Origin of the sequence: Amycolatopsis ultiminotia, from assembly GCF_039536925.1 — a bacterium.
GTDB classification, from domain to species: Bacteria; Actinomycetota; Actinomycetes; order Mycobacteriales; family Pseudonocardiaceae; genus Amycolatopsis; species Amycolatopsis ultiminotia.
In genome coordinates this window covers 30,433-52,294 of record NZ_BAAAZN010000004.1, presented here as the reverse complement: position 1 = coordinate 52,294, position 21,862 = coordinate 30,433, and the positions used below count along the sequence as shown (strand labels likewise).

Below are 21,862 nucleotides of genomic sequence, written 5' to 3'. Positions count from 1 at the left end.
TACCGTGACGGCGGCCGACCACGGTACCCCTCCCAGCGCGACTGTCCTCGAAAAGGCGACCACACTTGGAAATGCCGGAGAGGCGGACTAGTGCACGACGTCGTCCACCGAGGGCGACTCGTTGCGGGACAGGTTGATACCGAGGTTCGCCGCGGCGCGTTCGAGGTCCTCGTCGTCGGAGTCGCGCATCTCGATCGCCGCACCGTCGCTGGAAAGCACCTCGACGTTCAGGCACAGCGACTGGAGCTCCTTGAGGAGCACCTTGAACGACTCCGGGATGCCCGGCTCGGGGATGTTCTCCCCCTTGACGATCGCCTCGTACACCTTGACGCGGCCGACCACGTCGTCCGACTTGATCGTGAGCAGCTCCTGCAGCGTGTAGGCAGCGCCGTAGGCCTGCATCGCCCAGCACTCCATCTCACCGAAGCGCTGGCCACCGAACTGCGCCTTACCACCCAGCGGCTGCTGCGTGATCATCGAGTACGGACCGGTGGAGCGGGCGTGGATCTTGTCGTCGACCAGGTGGTGCAGCTTCAGGATGTACATGTAGCCGACCGACACCGGGTACGGGTACGGCTCGCCGGAGCGGCCGTCGAACAGCGATGCCTTGCCGTTCTCCTTGACCATGCGCTCGCCGTCGCGGTTCGGCTTGGTCGCCCCGAGCAGCCCGGTGAGCTCACCCTCCTTGGCGCCGTCGAACACCGGGGTGGCGGTGTTCGTGCCCGGCGCGACGTCGTAGAGCTCCTCGGACAGGTTCGCGGCCCACTCCGGATTGCCCTCGATCGTCCAGCCCTGTGAGGCCAGCCAGCCCAGGTGCAGCTCGAGGATCTGGCCGATGTTCATCCGGCGCGGCACACCGTGGGTGTTCAGGATGATGTCGACCGGGGTGCCGTCCTCCATGAACGGCATGTCCTCGGGCGGCAGGATCTTGCCGATGACACCCTTGTTGCCGTGCCGTCCGGCGAGCTTGTCGCCCGGCTGGATCTTGCGCTTCTGCGCCACGTAGACGCGGACCAGCTCGTTCACGCCGGGGGGCAGCTCGTCGTCGTCCTCGCGGGAGAACACCCGGATGCCGATGACCTTGCCGGTCTCGCCGTGCGGCACCTTCAGCGAGGTGTCGCGCACCTCGCGGGCCTTCTCGCCGAAGATCGCGCGAAGCAGCCGCTCCTCCGGGGTCAGCTCGGTCTCGCCCTTCGGCGTGACCTTGCCGACCAGGATGTCGCCGTCGCGGACCTCGGCACCGATCCGGATGATGCCGCGCTCGTCGAGGTCGGCCAGCACCTCCTCGGAGACGTTCGGGATGTCCCTGGTGATCTCCTCGGCGCCCAGTTTGGTGTCGCGGGCGTCGATCTCGTGCTCCTCGATGTGGATCGACGTGAGCACGTCGTCCTGCACCAGGCGCTCGGAGAGGATGATCGCGTCCTCGTAGTTGTGGCCCTCCCACGGCATGACCGCCACGAGCAGGTTCTTGCCGAGCGCGATCTCGCCGTTCTCGGTGGACGGGCCGTCGGCGATGACCTGGCCTGCCTCGACCCGGTCGCCCTCGTTGACGATCGGGCGGTGGTTGAAGCAGGTGCCGTGGTTGGAGCGGCGGAACTTGTACAGCGCGTAGCTCTTGCGGGTGCCGTCGTCGTGCATGATCGTGACGATGTCCGCGGACAGCTCCTCGACCACGCCGCCCTGCTCGGCGACCAGCATGTCACCGGAGTCGATCGCGGCCCGCAGCTCCACACCGGTGCCGACGTAGGGCGCCTGGCTGCGCAGCAGCGGCACGGCCTGCCGCTGCATGTTCGCACCCATCAGCGCACGGTTCGCGTCGTCGTGCTCCAGGAACGGGATCATCGCGGTGGCGACGGAGACCATCTGCCGCGGCGACACGTCCATGTAGTCGATCTCGAGCGGGTCGATCAGCTCGACCTCGCCGCCCTTGCGCCTGCCGAGGACCTTCTCCTCGACGAAGTGCCCGTCGTCGGTCAGCGGCGCGTTGGCCTGCGCCTTGACGAACCGGTCCTCCTCGTCCGCGGTCAGGTAGTTGACCTGGTCGGTGACCTGGCCCTCGACGACCTTGCGGTACGGCGTCTCGATGAAGCCGAACGGGTTGACCCGCGCGTAGGAGCACAGCGAGCCGATCAGGCCGATGTTCGGGCCTTCCGGCGTTTCGATCGGGCACATCCGGCCGTAGTGCGACGGGTGGACGTCGCGGACCTCCATGCCGGCCCGTTCCCGGGACAGACCGCCCGGCCCGAGCGCGTTCAGCCGGCGCTTGTGCGTCAGCCCGTCGATCGGGTTGGTCTGCTGCATGAACTGCGAGAGCTGCGAGGTACCGAAGAACTCCTTGATCGCCGCGCCGATCGGGCGGATGTTGATCAGGGTCTGCGGGGTGATCGCCTCGACGTCCTGCGTGGTCATCCGCTCGCGGACGACGCGCTCGGTGCGGGAAAGGCCAACCCGGATCTGGTTCTGGATCAGCTCACCGACGGTACGGATACGGCGGTTGCCGAAGTGGTCGATGTCGTCGGTCTCGACCGGGATCTCGCCCTCGCCGTTCGCCGTGGCCATCTTTTCCTCGCCGGCGTGCAGCCGGACCAGGTACTCGATGATGGTGACGATGTCCTCTTCGGTCAGCGTCCCGGTGTCGTACGGCGTGGTCACGCCCAGCTTCTTGTCCAGCTTGTACCGGCCGACCTTGGCGAGGTCGTAGCGCTTCGGCTTGAAGAACAGGTTCTCCAGCAGCGTCTGCGCGCTCTCCTTCGTGGGCGGCTCGCCGGGGCGCAGCTTGCGGTAGATGTCGAGCAGCGCCTCGTCAGTACCCGCGGTGTGGTCCTTCTCGAGGGTGGCCAGCAGCGTCTCGGAGAAGGAGAAGCGCTCGCGGATCGCCTCGGTGCTCCAGCCGAGCGCCTTCAGCAGCACGGTGACCGGCTGGCGGCGCTTGCGGTCGATCCGGACGCCGACGGTGTCGCGCTTGTCGACGTCGAACTCCAGCCAGGCGCCGCGGCTCGGGATGACCCGGACGTCGAACACGTCCTTGTCGGTGGTCTTGTCGACATTGCGGTTGAAGTACACGCCCGGGGAGCGGACCAGCTGGGACACCACGACACGTTCGGTGCCGTTGATGACGAACGTGCCCTTGTCGGTCATCACCGGGAAGTCGCCGAGGAAGACCGTCTGGCTCTTGATCTCACCCGTGTTGTTGTTGACGAACTCCGCCGTGACGAACAGCGGGGCCGCGTACGTCATGTCCTTGTCCTTGCACTCCTCGATGGAGGCCTTGACCTCGTCGAAGCGCGGGTCGGAGAAGGACAGGGACATCGAACCGGAGAAGTCCTCGATCGGCGAGATCTCGTTGAGGACCTCCTCGAGGCCGCCGATCGGGTTTTCTTCACCGTCCTCGACGCGACGCTCGTACCACGCTTCGTCACCGGTGAACCACTGGAACGACTGGATCTGCACGTCGAGCAGGTTGGGAGTAGCAAGGGGTTCGCGAATCTTTGCGAAGGAGACCCGCTTGGGCGCGCCGGGAATTTCCGTGGACTCCGAGCGAGTTACAGCCGAGGTGGTCGCAGCAGTGGCCTGGTTCGCGGGAGAGACTGCCAAGATGCGTCCTTCCGGGGACAATGAGCGGTGAGCAGCCGCGATGGCAACAGCTGTCGCGACTGTCAGGGGTGCCGTGTGCCCACCATCCTAGCTACCGGCTCCGGGCAGCCTGAAAGAGGGCAGCGCAAACATGCAGTCTAGCCCTAGCGACGCGAACTGTCCAGGGGGCTCTCCAGACGGGGCCCAGCCTGCTCCACGACGCCTTCCGGCACTTCTCCCAGTGAACCGCCGACCCACTCCCGAGGGCCTCCGGTGCCGCTGTCGGAAGTAAGCCTGACCGCACCGGAGCCCGTAGTCAAGACGCCACTCCACGGTCCCGCCGGTTGGCGCAGCGAGGAAACGCCCTTCCACCTCGCACGAGCAGCCGGAGTCCCCGCGGCAACCCGGGACTTCCTGCCGGATGGTCCCCCGTGCCGGCATCCGTCCGACTTACCGCGGCGCGAGCACGGGCCGGGTGGCCGTGGTGTCCGGCGAGCCCGCGGTAACTCGGACGGCCCGCGGGCCAAGGGTGCATGGAGGGCGTTCGGTACCCCACTGCCGCCACCGCGTGCCGCCGAGGCCCGGTGGCCGTGGGGCACCCGGGGTCGGTCCGGCTGCGGTCGTCTCGGCCACCGATGACAGTTGGTCAGGACTGCGCGGGACGTGCATGGCGCCGGAGAGCCGGGCCAGCTCGGACGCACACCGACGACCGACCGCCCCGGCACCAACGCCGCTCACCCGATCGACGCGAGCAGCCCGCGGCGACCAACGACCCGGGCGGCCCCCAGCGGCAAGCGGCCGGAGCCAGCCGACGGCCGAGCCAGGGCAGCCGAAGCAACCGACGGCCGAACCGCGCATCCCGGAGCGAGCGGCGACCCTAAGCGACCAACCACCGGACCGGGCGCCCGAAGTGACGAGCGACCAGCGGCGGCCCGGTCGACCGACGATCAGGCCGAGCACCTCGCCGTCACCAACGACCCGAAGACACCCCGAAACGGACAGCAACCCCGGACAGCCAACAGCCACTGCGCGGGCAGCGGCGGTGCGGGGACGGAGTCCGGAGCACCTCAAAGCGGCCAGCAGCGGTGACCGCCGCAGGATCTGGCGGACGGCGCGATGTGGTCGGCCGCGGCATGTGGTCGGCCGCAGCATGTGGTCGGCCGCGCGATGTCGCGGGCCGCAGGATGTCGCGGGCCGCGCGATGTCGGGGGCCACGGGATGTCGCGGGCTGCCGGATGCGGCTGGGCGTGCGGTGGGCGCGGCGCGGGGGCGGTGGCCTCGGTATAGGCCATGCCCGTCCGGGCCTGGTGGCCGTGGGTGACGTCGTTCTTCGGGCAGCACTGCGTTCCCGGGGGCAGTTCCGCGTTCCCGGGGGCAGTTCCGGCGCGCTGCGCGTGCTGGCTGTTCCGGGGGGCGGCTTTGCGTTGCCGGGTGGGGGACTCCGTTGCTTGGCGGGGGGCTCCGTCGTCACCGACGGTGGGGGTTGGCGCCTTGGGTTCCGGGCATCGGGTCTAGGAGAGCACCTTCCAGGCGGCGGCCAGTTCGACTCGTGAGGTGATGTTCAGTTTCTGGAAGACCTTCTTCAGGTGGAACGCGACGGTGTGCCTCGAGATGAACAGCTGCCTGCCGACCTCGCAGTTGGTGTGGCCCTGGCTCACCAGTTCGGCGACGGCGAACTCGGTGTTCGTGAGTCCGTGCGGGCGGGTTGCCTCGGACTCCACGGTGCGGATCGCGCCGCGGCGGACGCCGTGCTCGCGGAGTTTGTTCACCACCCTGGCGGCGTCCCGGGTGGCGCCGACCGCGGTGTAGGTGCCGAGGACGGATTCGAGGACGCGGATGGCCTCACCCCGGTCGGGTCCCCGCTCGGCGACCAGGCAGACCAGGTCTTCCCGCGCGGAGGCCGCGCACCACCGGTCCGGGTGCATCTCGGCCGCCGCACGCACTTTGCCGGGGTCCCGGTCCAGCAGTCCGGAGGCGTGCTCCGCCGAGCCACGGAGCACGCTGAACTCCGGCTGCTCGGCCGCCATCGCGCAGACCGCGGCCACGGTGCTGTTCGCCAGGTCGTCGGCGCCCAGCTTGAGCGACACCCGGGTCAGCCAAGCGGCCGCCGCGGGCTCCGAGGCCAGCAGCTGACGGAGAACCACCGGGTTCCGGACAATTCCCGCGATGAGGCTCGCGGCGCTCTCCACCCCGCAGCGTGCCTCCGCGGCCTGTGCGGTCACCCACGCACCCGGAGCCTGCCCGAAATAGCCCAGCAGTGCTTCGTCCGCCAATTTCTCCACGAAATGACGGCACGCCCGCATATCCGCCCGGCGCAGCGCGCCGAGCGCCAGAACCACGTAACTGGGAGCCCGCAGGGACCGGTCACCGCGTTGCTCGGCGAGCCGCAGTCCGGTATCGATCTCGGTCATCGCCTCGTTCACGTTGCCCATCGCGAACAGCAGGCTTCCCCGGATGTTGTGCGACACGGCGGTCATACGCTCGGAGCCGGACGTGCGCCTGCCCGCCTCCGCCGCTTCGAACACCCGGCGGCTCGTTTCCAGGTCCCTCGCCTTGATGAGCAACCCGACGTACCAGAACTGGGCCAGTTGACCGAGCTCACAGGATTCCGGAGCACTTCCTGCGGCCGCCTCCTCGGCATACCGCAATCCCGCGTCAAGCCTTCCGTCAAACCAGGAAAAGGCAGAATGGCGAATCAATTCAGCAGTATCGGATTCCCCCCGCATCAAATCGTCGCGAAATCCGGAAAAAGGGTTTCGTGGCGGTTGTAAACTCGGTACACCGAACATCGATCAGCCAGCCCCCAGTCATCGATACCGGTACAAAAATCAATAGTGCGGCGCACAACGAGGCGACCGGCTCCCAGAACGCCGAGCGTGAGCGGAAAGTCCGCTCAGTACCGGACGAGAAGCCCAGCAGATGCCACTATCGGCACTAAAATCGCAGCGTGCCCCAGCGGACTCGATCGGTGTACGAAAGCAAGCCGGCAAAGATAGGTAGCGCAACACAAGAACCCCAGTAAAAAATTTTCAGACAGAACCTTACGTTCTGTAACTCACGATAGCGCGAACCTCGCTCCACACTCTCTCAAGTGTGACGTGCATCACAGTCGTAACAGGTATTCGAGACTCCTTTTTCACCGCTCACCTGGGGATTCATTGGTTTACCAACATGTGGATCATCCGGATGGACTAGGGGAGATTATGACCAACTGATTGGCTGTAAAATTCGTGTTTCACGAACAGTGCGCCACGCCAGTGTGTATCCACTGTGCACAGACGCCCTGCGGCGGACGGCGCCGATGCCTTCCCGCCGCCCCGCAAGCGGCTGGCTCGGACGCGGCCGGCTCGCACGCGGCCGCCCCGCAAGCGGCCAGCTCGCAAGTGGCCGCTCCGCAAGTGGCCGGCTCGCACGCGGCCGGCTCGCACGGGGCCGCTCCGCAAGCGGTCGGCTCGCAAGCGGCCGCCCCGCACACGGCCGGCTCGCACACGGCCGGCTCGCAAGTGGCCGCCCCGCATGCGGCCGGCTCGCAAGTGGCCGCCCCGCATGCGGCCGGCTCGCACGCGATTGCCCGGTACCCGCGGCCACGGCACGCGCCGCGTACCAGACGAGCACAACCGGGTCAGCCGGCCCCGGCAGCAGGTCGCGAGGCGGCCAAGATCGGATAGCGCGTTCAGGCGGGTGCTGGTCCTCCTCGTGTCGAAGTGGTGATCGCCGCCGGCTCCGACGGTTCCGCACACAGGTGCATCAGCGCCTGAGCCGCCAGCCGGTAGCCGAACGCGCCGAGGCCGACGACCACCCCGCTCGCCAGCGGGGCGATGACCGAGTCGTGGCGGAACTGTTCGCGTGCCCACACGTTGCTGAGGTGCACCTCGATCCACGGTGACGGATAGCTCGCCAGCGCGTCGCGCAGGCTCCAGCCCGCGATCATCAGCGCGCCGGGATTGACGATGGCGCCGACCGTCGCATCACGGTGCCGGTGGATCGCGCCGACCAGTTCGCCCTCACCGTCGTGCTGGACGGACACGACCTGCCAACCGCGGGCGCGCACCTCCTCGGCAACCGCTTTCTCGATGTCGGCGAGCGTGTCGGTGCCGTAGATCTCCGGCTCGCGACGACCCAGCACACCCAGATTGGGACCGTTCAAGAGAAGCACCGCACTCAACAGGGACCCCCACCTCACGCACGCAGCCACCGGTCGGACCACTCCATGCTGTCCAGGTCGTTCGCGGGGCACCACCCTCACCTTGATAGTTCGCGATCGTTCATGCGGGCACGCAGACCTATCAGACCGAGGGATGCCGGCGCGGCAGCGCCCGACCTACGCTCCACGGTGACCACGCGAGCCGCGGGATCGGTATGCATATCCACCGCCGATCGCCGTCCGGACAAGGCGATTTCGGGAATGGAGTCCGCGCAGTGACGACCGAAGTGACCGAGAACCCACCCGGCAACGAATTGCTGGGCTCACCACTGCCACGGGAGTTCGTCCAGCGCGACGATCCGTTCACGCTGCCGCCCGCACTGGTTGCCGTCGCCGCCCGAGGCCCGATCGCCAAGGCGCAGTTGCCGAGCGGCGACCCGTTCTGGCTCGTGTCCGGGTACGAAGAGGCCCGCGCGGTCCTGTCGGATTCCCGGTTCTCCTCCGACCGGTTCCAGTACCACCCCAGGTTCAAGCAGCTGCCCGAAGGGCTACGGGAGCGGTTGCGCGACGACAAGGCGCGGGCAGGCTCGTTCATCAACATGGATCCGCCGGAGCACAGCCGGTACCGCAAGCTGCTCGCCGGGCAGTTCACCGTCCGCCGGATCCGCGCGATCGGCACGCGGATCGAGGAGATCGTCGCGGAACGGCTGGATGCCATGCTGGCCAAGGGGAACACCGCCGATCTGATGGCCGAGTTCGCGTTCCCGGTCCCCTCACTGATGATCTGCGAACTGCTCGGGGTGCGCTACGCGGACCGGGAGGAGTTCCAGCAGCGCGCGGCGGCCCTGCTGCAGGTGGACGCATCGCTCAAGGAGGCGGTGGCGAACGCCGACGCCCTGCGCGCGTTCATGCAGCGGCTGGTCACGCAGAAGCGGGAGAATCCCGCCGACGACATCCTCTCCGGGCTGATCCACCACCCCGAGGCCGAGCAGGCGCTCACCGACGACGAACTGGTCAACATCGCCAACCTGCTGCTCATCGCGGGCTACGACACCACCGCGAGCATGCTGGGGCTGGGTATTTTCGTGCTGCTGCAGCGCCCCGACCAGCTCGCCGCGCTACGCGCGAACCCCGCCGGCATCGGGGATTCCGTCGAGGAGATGCTGCGCTACCTGTCGGTGATCAATCCCGGGCTCTTCCGGTTCGCCAAGGAGGACCTGGAAATCTGCGGTGAGCACATTCCGGCCGGATCGAGCGTGGTGGTCTCGGTGGTCGCCACCAACCGGGACGAGAAGCGCTGGGAACGTCCCGCGGAACTGGACGTGACCAGGGTCCGCGGCCCGCACGTGGCCTTCGGGCACGGCGTGCACCAGTGCCTCGGCCAGCAGCTGGCCAGGATGGAACTGCAGGTCGGCTACACCGAACTGCTGCGCAGGCTGCCCGGCCTCCGCCTCGCGGTGGCGCCGGAGGAAGTCCCCTTGCGCAACGACATGCTCACCTATGGCGTGCACGCACTGCCGGTCGCATGGGACGCGCACTGACCAGACACAGTCCCCGTACCTCACACAGTGGACGGGCAGGTGCACACCGCACCTGCCCGTCCACTGTGTTCTCTTGAAGGCACTCTTCAAACCCGAGATTTGCGCACCGCGACCGAAAAAACGGCTCCGCACCCGTCGCTGCCGAAGCGGATGCGGAGCCGGAAATTGGGCAATCAGCCGAGGAAACCGGTGATCGATTCGGCCAGGCCTGCCGCGTCAAGGCCGAACAGCCGGTCGTGCTCTTCGGCCGTGCCGTAGACCCTGGCCTCCCGGTCCCGCCAGGTACCGAACGTCCGCAGCCGGTGTGGCACGTCCGCGAGTGCCTCGCTCACCTCGAACGCCGAGGTCCCCCGCAGGTACGGCTCGACCAGCACCACGTCCGGCCGGGCGGCGCCGACCGCGGCGCGCAGTCCGGCATGATCGAACGGCCGGATCGTCGACGCGTACAGCACCGTGACATCCATTGTGGACGTTGCGGCGAGCACCTCGTCCAGTACCGGGCCGACCGCGATCACCACGCCCGCGCCGCCACGGCGCAGCACGGTGAACCCGTCGGAGACCGGCACCGCCTCGCTGTTGGCACGCTCGGACAGCCGCACGTACACCCGTTCGTCACTGGCGATCGCCTGGTGCAGCAGCGGTGCGACCTCGTCCTCGTGCCCAGGCACGTGCACGGTCCAGCCCGGCAGGGTGTCCAGCAGCGCCACATCGCCGGGCGCCTGGTGGGTCCGGCCCCACGACGGATCGTCGTAGGAGGCACCGACGCTGACCAGCACCGCACCGACGTTCTGGTGTGCGAGACCGATCTTGATCTGCTCAAACGGCCGCTCGATCAGGAACGGCGCGTAGGTGTGCACGACCGGCCGCATCCCGGTGAGCGCGAAACCGCCGGCGATGTCGATCATCGCCTGCTCGCGGATGCCGAAGTTGAGCACCCGGTCCGGATGCTCCTTCTTGGCGTCCCAGAAGAACCACGACGAGATGTCCGCGGTCAGCACGACCAGCCTCGGGTCCGTGTCGAGTGACTCGACCACGGTGTCCGCCCAGACGGTCCGCATCTGTTTCCTGGCCAGCTGGGCGGTCATGCCGCGCTCCCTTCCTCGACCGGGAGGATCTCCGCCACCACGACCCGCGGCCGCCCGCCGGACTCCCCGGTGAACGCCCGGTACAGTGCGTCGTGGTCGCGACCGTCCACGGTGCTCGCGTGCCAGCCCTCCGCCTCGAATCGCCCGGCGATGCCGCCCGGCCAGCCGAGACTCGCCGACTTGTTGTCGATCACCACCGCGGTCAGCCGGTCCAGGCCGAGCCGCCCCGCGATCGCCATCGTCTCGTGGTTGCTGCCCTCGTCGAACTCGCCGTCGCCCATCAGCACGACCACCCGTGCGCTGCGCCCCTGTGCGCGCAGCGCGAGTGCGGTCCCCACGCCCAGCGGAAGTCCGTGGCCGAGCGAACCGCTGCTGATCTCCACGCCGGGAGCCAGATTGTGGTCCGGATGCATGCCGAGCGGCGAATCCCACTTCCGCCAGGTGTCCAGCGCCTCCGGCGCCAGGAAGCCCTTCGCGGCGAGCACCGCGTAGTAGGCCATCGGGCCGTGTCCTTTGGAGAGGTAGAACCGGTCCCGGTCGGGATCGTCGATGTTCTCCGGCGACACGTTGAGCACGCGTTCGTAGAGCACCCAGATCGCGTGCAGGGTGGACGCCGCGGCCCACCCGTGCTTCTCGTCGCCGACCATCCTCGCGAAAAGACCGCGAAGTGTCTCTTCTGTCATCTGCATTGGTTTCCGCGCTCCCTCAGCCGGGCTTCCTTGCGGTCATGAGGACGTACCCCAGCGCCGGTTCGGCACCGAACCCGCGGAATCGCGAGAGGGTGAGTTCGAACTGCGCCTCGTCGATGTGCTGCAAGGCCTGCTCCCGCAGGTCCTCGAAGCGCGCCGCCGCCTTCGACCACGTCGTCCGGGTGTACTCGCCGACGTCCTCTGCCTCCGCCGGCACCAGACCTACTGCCCGCAGCCCCTCCCGGTACTCGTCGACGTCGACGACCGACAGCACGCCCTTGGCGACCTCCTGCACCCGTGCGGCGGCGGCCGGTGCCCCGTCCGGACCGGGCACAAGCAGGAAATCACCGAGCGCAAGCCAGCCGCCCGGCCGCAGCACCCTGGCCGCCTCCCGCAGCGCCGTCCACCTGTCCGGCATGTGGTGCAAGGACTCCAGCGCCCAGACGAGGTCGAAGGACTCGTCCTGGAACGGCAGATCCATCGCGTCGGCGTACTCGAAGACCACCCGGTCGTCGACGTCGGCCTTGAGCGCGCGGTCGTTGGCTCGCTCCACCTGCCGCTCGCTGATCGAGATCCCGGTGACCATGATGTCGTGCGCGGTGCCCATCCGGATCGCCGGTTCACCGATCCCGCAACCGATGTCCAGCAGCCGGTTGCCCGCCCGGATGGGCAGCATCCCGCTCAGCCGGTCGGTCAGCCGGTTGGTGGCCTCGTCCAGCGACATGTCGCCGGATGGATCGTCCCAATACCCGTGATGCAGATTCTCGCCGCAAAGCTGGTCGAGCAAATCCGCGAATGCGTCATATCCCTGGCCGATTTCGTCAGGAGTCGGCTTCGTCACCAATACCCCTCAAGCTCGTTTTCGCGTGACCGCTGGCCGGTCGACGCAGACGCCACATCGTTCTTTCGCAGGCTAGGCCGGGCATCCGGCGCCGGGCATCCCTCGTTCTGATAGCGCCGCCTGCGGACCGGAGCGCGCGGCCGAAGCCCTATCAGGTTGGGGGATGCTCAGCCGGGCGCCGCTTCCCTAACGTCCGAACCGGGTCGCGGCGTACCCATGCACCCGTGCGGATCGCCCGCTTCGCCGCCAGAAAGGGGAGCCATGACCGCCACCACCGGAACCTCGGCCGCTCCGGTCGACCTGTTCTCCGCGGAAGTGGTCGCCGATCCGTTCGGCTGGTACGCCCGGCTGCGGGAGGAACCGTTGCCCGCCACCGGAACGCTGAACCTCGGCACGATGATGGGCGGGCCGCAGATGTGGCTGGCCACCCGCTACGAGGACGTGCTCCAGGTCCTCACCGACCCGCGGTTCCGCACCAACCCGCCCGAGGACTCGCCGCTGGCCGACATCCGGGCCGGCGTGTTCAAGCAGATGGACTTCCCCGAGGACCTCATCCCGTGGATGGCGAACCTGCTCAACACCTCCGACGGCGAGGACCACACCCGGCTGCGCAAGCTGGTCTCCTACGCGATGACCGCCCGCCGGGTGCACAAGCTGCGGCCGCGGGTCGAGGAGATCACCAGCGATCTGCTCGACAAACTGGCCGAGCACGGCCGCGACGGATCGCCGGTCGACCTGGTCGAGGAGTACTGCTTCCCGCTGCCGGTCACGGTGATCTGCGAACTGGTCGGGATCGACGAGCAGGACCGCGCGGACTGGCACGCGTGGGGCAACGCGATGGCCACAATGGACGGACCACGGCTGCCCGCCGCACTGCGCAAGTGCATCGAACTGTCCAGGGAGCTGATGGCGCGCCGGCGCGTCGAGCCGAAGGACGACCTGGTCACCGCACTCGTGCGGGCGCAGGCCGAGGACAACAACCGGGTCAGCGACGACGAGATCGTCGGGATCCTGTTCAGCCTGGTCACCGCCGGACACCAGACCACGACCTACCTGATCGGCAATTCGGTGCTCTTCCTGCTCGAGCACCCCGACGAGCTGGCCCGGCTGAAGGCGGACCCCACGCTGTGGCCGCAGGCGGTGCGCGAGCTGCAGCGCCTCGGGCCACTTCAGTTCACCCAGGCGCGGTTCCCGTCCGAGGACATCGAACTGGGCGGCGTCACGATTCCGAGGGGAGCGCCGGTCGCGCCGCTGCTGCTGGCCGCGAACACCGACCCGCGCAAGTTCCCCGAGCCGGACAAGCTGGTCATCGACCGGCTGACCGTCGGCAGCGAGAGCCATCTCAGCTTCGGCAAGGGCATCCACCGCTGCCTCGGCCAGCACCTGGCCTACCAGGAGGCGGAGGTGGCACTGGAAGGGCTGTTCAGCCGGTTCCCCGAGGTGTCGCTCGCGGTACCGCGGGAAGAGATCCCGTGGATCCTGCGACCCGCGTTCACCCGGACCAGAACGCTCCCGCTGAACCTCGGCTGAGCCCGGCGACACACGGAAAAGGAGGTCCGGGGCGTGCAGCAGTCCGCGGAACAGGTCGAAAAGTGGGTACGCCGGTTCCGCCCGGCACCGGACGCGCGGGCGCGCCTCGTGTGCCTGCCGCATGCCGGTGGAGCGGCCGGTTTCTTCCTCCCGGTGGCCAAGGCGCTCGCCCCGGAGATCGAGGTGCTCGCGATCCAGTATCCGGGCAGGCAGGACCGCCGCCACGAGCCACCGGTGGACAGCATCGGCAGTCTGGCCGAGCAGATCGTGGCGGTGCTGGGGCAGTTCGCGGACCGTCCGCTCGCGGTTTTCGGGCACAGCATGGGCGCGCTGATCGGCTACGAGATGGTGCTGCGCATGGCCGAGACCGGACCGATCTCGCCCATGCACCTGTTCGCCTCCGGCCGCCGCGCGCCGTCGCGCTACCGCGACGAGGACGTGCGCGACGCATCGGACGAACGGCTGGTGTCCGAACTCCACGCGCTGGGCGGCTCCGATCCGGCCGCGCTCACCGACCCCGAAGTGCTGGCGATGGTGCTGCCCGCGATCCGCGCCGACTACCGGGCGGTCGAGACCTACCGGCACGCGCCCGGCCGGACGGTGGACTGCCCGATCACGGTGTTCACCGGCGATGCGGATCCGCGGGTTTCGGTCGAGGAGGCCGGCGCCTGGGCCGAGCACACCACCGGGACCGCCGACCTGCAGGTTCTGCCCGGCGGGCACTTCTTCCTGCGCGAGCAGGCCGCCACCCTGATCGAGACGATGGCCGAAAAGCTGGCTTTCGCCACGCTGACCGGACCCAGGACTGGAGCGAATTCGTGACGCGAACCGGTTTCCGGCGTGCGCTGTCGCCGAGCGAGAAGATCCACGCCGTCAAGGAGGCCTACATCGGCTACACGGTGCGGGTCACCGGACGGCTGGATCCGGCCGCGCTGACCACCGCATTCGAGGCGGTGCACCAGGCCTACCCGCAGCTTTCGGGCCGGGTGGAGCGCACCGGTGACGACATCTTCCTCACCGAGTCCGACGCCCGGCCGGAAATCCGGTTCACCGCGGGCGATCTCGAGAAACCGTTGGCGGGCCTGGAACTCGACCAGCACCGGTCGCTCAGCGCGCTCAACGTGGTGCAGGACGGCGACGAGGCCGCCGTCTGCCTGGCGATCCAGCACAGCGTCGCCGACGCGCACCACGCCACCGCAATCCTGGCCACACTCTGGTCCTGCTACACCGACGTCGTCGAAGGGCGGCCGCTCGACCTGCCGCGGCACCCGTACCCACGGTCGCTGGAAGAGCTGCTGGCCGAGCGCGGCATCCATGCGAGTGCTCCGGCCGCGGCGGGCGCCCCGGCACCGGGGCCGCCTGCGTCCCCGCCGGACCCGGTGATCCGCCACGTGACCCGGCACCGGCTGAGCGCGGCCGAAACCGCGGCGCTGACCGAACTCGGCCACCGCGAGCACGTGACGATCAACGGCCTGGTGTCGGGCGCGATCCTGCTCGCCGAGGCCGAGATCCGCGAGCTGCCGGTGACCGAGCTGGTGTACCGGTACTCAGTCAACCTTCGCAGCCGCCTGGCTCCCCCGGTCGAGGCGACCGCGGGCACGAACGTGCTCGGCGGCGTGGGATTCAAGGCAGCGGACGGGACCGAGCGCACCGCGGTCGCACTCGGCCGCGCGATCGGCGAGCAGTTGCAGGCCGGATTGGCCGACGGTTCCGTGCAGCGCAGCATCCTGGACATGTTCAGCAGGCCCGCCGTGGCCAAGCCGTGGGACCCGAACCTTGCGCGCACGGTGGTCAGCATCATGAACTGGGGAGTGGCGCCGCCGATCCGCACGCCGGAGGGCCTGCGCGCGACCGATCTGCACTCCGCCTCCCGGATGCGGGAGGCGATCGCGCTCGGCGGTTACGTGCTGAGCACTTTCGACGGCCGGATCGGCATCGATCTGGGCTGGCCCGATGGCGATCCTTCGCTGCCGGGGCGCCTCGAGTGCCTGCGCGAACAGTTCACCCGCCTGACCCGTGACCGGTGAGGTTCCGGTGACCGATCCGGACGTGCTCATCGTCGGCAACGGCCCGATCGGCGCCACCCTGTCGGTACTGCTGGCGCAGCGCGGCTGGCGGGTGACGGTGCTCGAACGCAGGCCAAGGCCCTACCGGTTGCCAAGGGCGACCAGCTTCGACGGCGAGACGGCCCGGCTGCTCGCCGCCACCGGCATCGGCCCCGACCTCGGCCGGATCACCTCGGCGGCCACCGGGTACCAGTGGCAGACCGCGGACGGCCGGACGCTGCTGGACATCGCCTTCCGCACGTCCGGCCGGTACGGCTGGCCGGACGCGAACACCATGCACCAGCCCGCGCTCGAGGAGCTCATCGCGGCCCGTGCGCAGCAGCTGCCCGGTCTCTCGGTGCTGCGCGGGTACGAGGTCGTGGACATCGCCGAGGAAGCCGGGCAGGTGCGGGTGCGCACCCTCGATGAGGACGACACGACGCGAACTCTGTCCGCACGGTGGGTCGTGGGCTGCGACGGCGCCAACAGCTTCGTCCGCGAGCACCTCGACGTGCCGGTGACCGATCTCGGTTTCTCCTACGAATGGCTGCTCTGCGACGTGCAGCTCCACGAACCGCGCGAGTTCGTGCCGACGAACGTGCAGATCTGCGACCCGGCCCGGCCCACCACGCTGGTGGGCAGCGGACCCGGGCGCCGGCGCTGGGAGTTCATGCGCCTGCCGGGCGAGAGCACGGCCGAGCTGAACTCCGACGAGACGGCGTGGCGGCTGATGGCGCCGTTCGGCGTCACCCCGGACACCGCCACGCTGCTGCGCAGCACCACCTACATCTTCCAGGCCCGATGGGCCGACGAGTGGCGGGTGGGCCATGTCCTGCTCGCCGGCGACGCGGCGCACCTCATGCCGCCGTTCGCCGGACAGGGCATGTGCTCGGGCATCCGCGACGTGACCAATCTGGCGTGGAAACTGGATCTCACGCTCCGCGGTCTCGCCGACGAGTCCATTGTGGATACCTATCGGGAAGAGCGCCGGGCACAGGCGAAAGCCGCAATTCTGGCGTCGGTCCAGCTCGGCAGGGTCATCTGCGTGACCGATCCGGCGGCCGCCAAGGAGCGGGACGCCACCGTGCTGGCCGGCCGCCGCGGTAGCTCGCCGGCTGCCCCGGAACCGGCGAAACCGCTCACCGGCGGGTTGCTGCACGAAAGCCCGGGGGCGGGCGAGGTCGTCCCGCAGGGACGGGTGTGCACGAACAACCGGACCGGACTGTTCGACGATGTCGTCGGCCGGGGTTTCGTCCTGCTCACCACCGAGGAAATCGACGAGAACCGTTCGTCCTTCCTCACCGGGATCGACGCGCACGTCCTCCGGCTGGACGACGGCGTGGATGTGGATGAGGTCTACCTGCCGTACCTGGCGCAGTACCGAGCGACTTCACTGCTCGTCCGTCCGGACTACCACGTCTTCGGCAGCGCCGAGGGCCCGCAAGGTCTCGAAGCACTGATCGACGAATTGCGGGATCGGCTGCACGCAACGGTTCCGGCCGGCTGAGCTGTCCACAACGGAATGGGCCGGGTCCGTGGACCCGGCCCAGTGCTTCGCCGCACAGATCCGGAAGATCAGAAGCTGCGCATACTGGCCATCAGGCTGCGCAGTTCCACGGTCAGGTAGTTGCTGTGCGACAGCAGCGACATCAGCTGGCTCAGTGTGGTCCAGAGGTACCGATCGTCCGGTTCGGCGGCGAAGTCGTCCTCGACCTCGATCACCAGATAGCGGTTCTGCGCATGGTAGAACCGGCCGCCCTCCTCGGAATGCACCACGTCGAGCCGCACCCGGCAGGTGGCTGCGGCCAGCGCGTAGTCCAGGTAGGGCGGGCGGTACTGCGCCGGTGCGTCGGCGTAGTTGCCGGGCTGGCAGTGCACGGTGGCGGTCAGCTCGGCGATGTTGAGCGTGCCCGCGTCACTGCGGGCCTGTACCAGCGCGTGCAGGGTGCCGTCGATCCGCTTGACGAGCAACGCCAGCAGACCGGACTGCTTGGGAGCCACCAGCGGCTGGGTCCACGAGGCGACCTCGCGGTTGCTCGCCTGAACATCCACCGCGACCACGTCGAAGTACTTGCCGTCGGTGTGGTCGATGACTTCGGGACCGAGGCGCCAGCCGTCCTCGACGACCTCCTTGAGCGGCACCCGGCGCTGCACCAGTTCCTGCCGGGCCCGCACCTCGGTGAGCCAGCTGAGAATCCGCGCCGGTTCGTGCACCGGCCTGCCGAGTCCCGCCAGCGAGCGCAGCACCGCGTCGCCGAACGAGTCGTCGCCGGCGTCCCGCTCGTCCCGCCGTGCCACGGCAGGCGGAACGCACGAGAGCACGGTCCTCGAGTCCATGTTCACCATATGGTCCAACCGCAGCAGACGGCGGATCTGGTCGAAGGTGAGCCAGCAGAAGTCCTCGTCGAGCGCCACCTCGTCCTCGGTCTCGACGACGATGTTGCGGTTGCGCTTGTGCAGGAACCACGAACCCTGCTCGGACTGCAGACCGTCGAACAGCACCGTGGAGCCGGAGTCCGGCCGGAAGTACTCCAGGTACTTGGTGGCCGCGCCACCGTGCACCTTCATGTAGTTGCTGCGGGTGGCCTGAACCGTCGGCGAGATCTGCAGGCCGTTGATGTTGCCCGGCTCCATCTTGGCCTGCATCAGGCAATGCGGGACGCCGTCGAACCGCTTGACGAGGATGCCGAGCACGCCGATCTCCGGCTGCACGATGATCGGCTGGGTCCACTCGCTCACCCACCGCCGGTCGGTGCGCACCCGCAGGCCCTCGATCGAGAAGAACCGTCCGCTGGCGTGCACGAGGTTGCCGGTGTCCGGATCGAAGTCCCATCCGGACAGATCCGCGAACGGGATCCGGTCCACCCGGAAGCTGTTCGCGCGGGCCCGTGCGTTGAACCAGGAGTGGAAGTCCGCCATGGACATGACCGCGCCGCCCGCCACCACCTCGGAGCGCCCGTCCATGTGCGTTGCGCTGTAGACCACGACACTCCCTTCCTCGGATGCGAGCTGAAGCACGCGCCGTGCCCGGTTCCTGCGGAGCGTAGGACAGCCGTGCGGGGACAGGCATCCCTCGACCTGATAGCGCCTCTGCGTGTGCGCAAGCGCGGCACGGATCTGGGTTTCGTCGGCCTTGAGCCGTGCGTCGAGCCGGCGAAGGCCGGCGAGCAAATCCTTGGCCGGGGCGCGACGGCAGGCGTCGGTGGCGGTCGCCGGACGGACCGGCGCAGCAGGGCAGCGGTTTTGTCAGCGGAACGCGGGCATGACTTCGGCGGCGAAGAACTTCAGCAGTTGCTTCCTCTCCTCGATCGGCATCTGCCTGGTCGAACCGAAGTCGCACAACAGATTGCGGTACCCCATGTCCTGAATGGACCGGATCTGGGAGATGACCCGGTCGGGATCGCCGATCACCTCCAGCTGGTTCCACCCGAAGTCCTCGTCCGCGGCGAGGTCCTTGAGACGGTCGAGGTGGTACTCGTAACCCGCTACTGCCGCACCGGTCTGCGGGTCGATCGGTGCGTTGCCGGCGAGGAAGACCCGGGTGCGGTCGAACGCCGCCTCGAAGCGCGCCTGCTGTGCGCGGGCCTGCTCGTTGGACTCGGCCACGTACACGACGCGGCTGGCGACCAGCTCCGCGTTCTCGGCGTCGACCCCGTGCGTTGCCGCGGTGGTGTACCAGGTGTCGGCGGCCCTGGCGATCTGCTCGAACGGGGCGGCCGGGTCGGCCAGGATCGGGATGCCGCGGGCGGCATAGGTCCGTACGGTCTCCGGGCTGATGGCGGCGACGTGCAGCGGCGGATGCGGCTGCACCGGCTTCGGCATCAGTGTCAGCGGGTGGGTGGTCTCGTGGAACCGGCCCCGGTACTCGAAGTCATCCGTGGTCCAGAGGCCGAGCAGCATGTCGAGGCATTCGTCGAACCGGTCGCGGGACTCGGCGAGATCGAGCCCGAAGTTCTCGAACTCGATGTTCTGGTAGCCACGGCCGATCCCTAGCTCGAGCCTGCCGCCCGAAAGCAGATCCACCATCGCCGCTTCCTCGGCCACGTGGATCGGATTGCGCAGCGGCAGCACCACGATCCCGCAGCCGAGCCGGAGCGTTTCGGTGCGCGCCGCCAGGTTGGCGAGCATGGTGAGGGTGTTGGGCACCGTGCCGAATTCGTGGAAGTGGTGCTCGGCCATCCACACCCCGTCGAAACCGAGTTCCTCCAGCAGTTCGACGAGCTCGAGGTGGTAGTCGTACACCTCCCTCGCACTCTGCCCGGCGAACTGGTGGAAGAGGTGGAAGGTGGAGAACTTCATCGGGCGGTGTGCCATCTGCGGGCTCCCTTCGGCGCCGGTGCCGCTCAGACCTCGGTGTCGCTGCCTACCGGTGTGCTATTTCCCGTGCAAGAGTTCGATCACCGGGGCGAGCGCATCGAGGTTGTGTTCGATCACGGTGTAGTAGCTGATCCCGTAGCGTTCTCGGTGGGCCTCGAGTTGCTCGGCGACCTGCCCGGCGCTGCCGATGAGTACGGTCGGCAGCACGCCGAGCTGTTCGGTGGTCAGCTCCGGCATCCGCTGGTGCAGCTCCGCCAGCCGGGTCTGCCGGGCATTGGTGACGGTGACGAAGTTGGCGAGGATGTTCAGTTCGACCTCGGCTGCCCTGGCGCCGAGTGCGGCCTTGGTGAACTCGACCCGTTCGGCGATCTCGGTGGCGTCGGCCAGCAGCATCTTGTGCGAGGCGGCGGCGCCGATGAGACCGATGATGTCCGCGTGCTCGGCGGCGAGGGTGAGCAAGCCGTCGGCGCGCCCGCCGAGCAGCAGCGGCGGACCGGGCTGCTGCACCGGCCGCGGCTGGTGGTCCGGATCGGCACAGCGCTTCTTGATTTCCTCGATCGTGCGCGCCAGGTGGTCGAGCCGCTGCCGGGCAGACGGAAAGGGAATCCCGGCGGCGTCGAACTCCGCCTTGACGTATCCCGCGCCGAGACCGAGCTCGAAACGGCCGTCGGTGAGCTGATCGGTGCCGGTGACCTCCCTGGCCAGCAGCACCGGATTGTAGAAACCGGCGTTGAGTACGAAGGTTTTGAGCCGGACGCGTTCGGTGTTCTCGGCAGCGAGCACCAGCGCCGGAAACGGCGCGGGCATTCCCAGATGATCGCCCACCCCGATGACGTCGTAGCCGAGATCCTCGGCCTTGCGGCATTTTTCGACCCAGGCGGTGCGCGGGGCAGGGGTGATCAGGTCGACCCCGAACCTGAACGGCTTCGTCCCAGCGGTCATACCGGCAAGGTACCAATAATCACAAGATTATTCGCCCGCCGATAGGCCGGCCGGAGCGCTATCAAAACGAGGGATGCCCGGGAGAACACCGGTGTCCTAGCGTAGCGACGAGAAGTGCCGGAATCGTGGCCCGCCAGGGAAGGAGCTCCTGTGACCCCCCTGCGCGTCGGGATCATGGGATGCGCGAGCATCGCCCTGCGGAAGACCCTCCCGGCCATGGCGGCGCTGCCCGGTACCGAGATCGTGGCGATTGCCAGCCGAAGCGCCGACAAGGCCGACGAGGCCGCCCGCGCCTACGGCTGCCGAGCGGTCGAGGGATATCCGGCGCTGCTGGAGCTCGACGAGGTGGAGGCGGTCTACCTCCCGCTGCCGAACGCGGTGCACGCGGGCTGGATCGAACACGCACTGGCCGCAGGAAAGCACGTGCTCGCCGAGAAACCCTTGACCACCAGCGTTTCCCGAACCCGCGAACTGATCGGCGCGGCGCAGGCGGCCGGACTGGTGCTGATGGAGAACATGATGTTCTTGCAGCACAGCCAACACGCGGCGGTCAGGGAACTGTTCGAGGACGGCGCGATCGGCGAGCTGCGGGCGTTCCAGGCCTCGTTCGCGGTACCGCGGCGGCCACCCGGCGACATCCGCCACAGCGCCGAACTCGGCGGCGGCGCACTCATGGACACCGGGGTCTACCCGGTGCGGGCCGCGCTGTCCTTCCTCGGCGGAGAGCTGGACGTCGTTTCGGCAGTGCTCGCCCGTCGGCACGGGCAACCCGTCGACTCCGCCGGGCACGCGTTGCTGTGCACCGGAGACGGGGTGGGCGCGCAGGTGGCTTTCGGCCACGACCACGCCTACCGGTCCGAGTACGAACTGTGGGGCAGCGCCGGGCGGATCGTCCTGGAGCACGCGTTCACCCCGCCCGCCGACCACATCCCGGTGGTCCGCCTGGAACGGCACTCGGGCGTCGACCGGATTCCGCTGCCGCCCGACGACCAAGTGGCGAACACGCTCGAGCGGTTCGTGGCGGCCGTCCGTTCGGGACTGCTGCCGGACAACGAAGGTGCGCTCCGGCAGGCGGTACTCGTCGACGACATACGCACCAAGGCAAGGCTTTACGTCGATCACGCCACCGAACCGGTGGGCTGATGCCAGGAGGAT

General features: G+C 68.5%; 15 protein-coding genes. 6 read left to right on the top strand and 9 right to left on the bottom strand.

Features of this window, described 5'->3' with window-relative positions; all coding sequences use genetic code 11:
• Window positions 1-87: 87 nt before the first annotated feature.
• The 3 genes from rpoB to ABD793_RS10655 all read right to left on the bottom strand — a co-directional run bounded on the left by rpoB (window position 88) and on the right by ABD793_RS10655 (window position 7,738).
• Window positions 88-3,594, bottom strand: a complete 3,507-nt coding sequence (gene rpoB / locus ABD793_RS10665; protein WP_344858221.1) for a DNA-directed RNA polymerase subunit beta — start codon at window positions 3,592-3,594, stop codon at window positions 88-90.
• A 1,490-nt stretch (window positions 3,595-5,084) separates the two neighbouring features.
• Complete coding sequence (locus tag ABD793_RS10660; protein ID WP_344858219.1) at window positions 5,085-6,221, bottom strand: helix-turn-helix transcriptional regulator; 1,137 nt, start codon at window positions 6,219-6,221, stop codon at window positions 5,085-5,087.
• Window positions 6,222-7,246: 1,025 nt separating this feature from the next.
• Window positions 7,247-7,738 (bottom strand): type II 3-dehydroquinate dehydratase, encoded by a 492-nt coding sequence (locus tag ABD793_RS10655; protein ID WP_344858217.1) that lies wholly within the window; start codon window positions 7,736-7,738, stop codon window positions 7,247-7,249.
• Between the two features lie 254 nt (window positions 7,739-7,992).
• On the opposite strand from ABD793_RS10655, the gene ABD793_RS10650 reads away from it, so the two are divergent.
• Window positions 7,993-9,258, top strand: a complete 1,266-nt coding sequence (locus ABD793_RS10650) for a cytochrome P450 (RefSeq protein WP_344858215.1) — start codon at window positions 7,993-7,995, stop codon at window positions 9,256-9,258.
• Between the two features lie 173 nt (window positions 9,259-9,431).
• On the opposite strand, the gene ABD793_RS10645 is transcribed toward ABD793_RS10650, so the two are convergent.
• From ABD793_RS10645 to ABD793_RS10635, 3 genes are read right to left on the bottom strand one after another with little or no spacing between them, the layout of a single operon-like run.
• A complete protein-coding gene (locus tag ABD793_RS10645) occupies window positions 9,432-10,343 on the bottom strand; it encodes a transketolase family protein (protein WP_344858213.1) in 912 nt (303 codons plus the stop codon).
• A complete protein-coding gene (locus ABD793_RS10640) occupies window positions 10,340-11,032 on the bottom strand; it encodes a thiamine pyrophosphate-dependent enzyme (protein WP_344858211.1) in 693 nt (230 codons plus the stop codon). The genes ABD793_RS10645 and ABD793_RS10640 overlap by 4 nt, the downstream gene beginning before the upstream one ends.
• A 16-nt stretch (window positions 11,033-11,048) precedes the next feature.
• A complete protein-coding gene (locus ABD793_RS10635; RefSeq protein WP_344858208.1) occupies window positions 11,049-11,873 on the bottom strand; it encodes an SAM-dependent methyltransferase in 825 nt (274 codons plus the stop codon).
• A 261-nt stretch (window positions 11,874-12,134) separates the two neighbouring features.
• Here ABD793_RS10635 and ABD793_RS10630 point away from each other — a divergent pair, with 261 nt between their 5' ends.
• The 4 genes from ABD793_RS10630 to mhpA are packed head-to-tail and all read left to right on the top strand — an operon-like array spanning window position 12,135 to window position 16,955.
• Entirely contained in the window at window positions 12,135-13,403 is a 1,269-nt protein-coding gene (locus ABD793_RS10630; protein ID WP_344858206.1) for a cytochrome P450 family protein, read from the top strand.
• A 33-nt stretch (window positions 13,404-13,436) separates the two neighbouring features.
• Window positions 13,437-14,225, top strand: coding sequence for a thioesterase II family protein (locus ABD793_RS10625; protein ID WP_344858204.1), 789 nt, complete (start codon window positions 13,437-13,439; stop codon window positions 14,223-14,225).
• On the top strand, window positions 14,222-15,430 hold the full coding sequence (locus tag ABD793_RS10620) for a phthiocerol/phthiodiolone dimycocerosyl transferase family protein (protein ID WP_344858202.1): 1,209 nt from the start codon (window positions 14,222-14,224) through the stop codon (window positions 15,428-15,430). Before ABD793_RS10625 ends, ABD793_RS10620 begins: the two co-directional genes overlap by 4 nt.
• 7 nt (window positions 15,431-15,437) lie before the next feature.
• Window positions 15,438-16,955, top strand: a complete 1,518-nt coding sequence (gene mhpA, locus ABD793_RS10615; RefSeq protein ID WP_344858200.1) for a bifunctional 3-(3-hydroxy-phenyl)propionate/3-hydroxycinnamic acid hydroxylase MhpA — start codon at window positions 15,438-15,440, stop codon at window positions 16,953-16,955.
• Window positions 16,956-17,023: 68 nt separating this feature from the next.
• Here mhpA and ABD793_RS10610 read toward each other — a convergent pair whose 3' ends face one another.
• The 3 genes from ABD793_RS10610 to ABD793_RS10600 form a co-directional block, all read right to left on the bottom strand.
• Window positions 17,024-18,433, bottom strand: coding sequence for an NDP-hexose 2,3-dehydratase family protein (locus ABD793_RS10610; protein WP_344858198.1), 1,410 nt, complete (start codon window positions 18,431-18,433; stop codon window positions 17,024-17,026).
• Window positions 18,434-18,694: 261 nt separating this feature from the next.
• Window positions 18,695-19,762 (bottom strand): LLM class flavin-dependent oxidoreductase, encoded by a 1,068-nt coding sequence (locus ABD793_RS10605; protein ID WP_344858196.1) that lies wholly within the window; start codon window positions 19,760-19,762, stop codon window positions 18,695-18,697.
• Between the two features lie 60 nt (window positions 19,763-19,822).
• Window positions 19,823-20,707 carry an LLM class F420-dependent oxidoreductase gene (locus tag ABD793_RS10600; protein ID WP_344858194.1) on the bottom strand — a complete coding sequence of 295 codons (885 nt, stop codon included), beginning with the start codon at window positions 20,705-20,707 and terminating at the stop codon, window positions 19,823-19,825.
• A 150-nt stretch (window positions 20,708-20,857) separates the two neighbouring features.
• Here ABD793_RS10600 and ABD793_RS10595 point away from each other — a divergent pair, with 150 nt between their 5' ends.
• Window positions 20,858-21,850 carry a Gfo/Idh/MocA family protein gene (locus ABD793_RS10595; RefSeq protein WP_344858192.1) on the top strand — a complete coding sequence of 331 codons (993 nt, stop codon included), beginning with the start codon at window positions 20,858-20,860 and terminating at the stop codon, window positions 21,848-21,850.
• Window positions 21,851-21,862 lie beyond the last annotated feature (12 nt).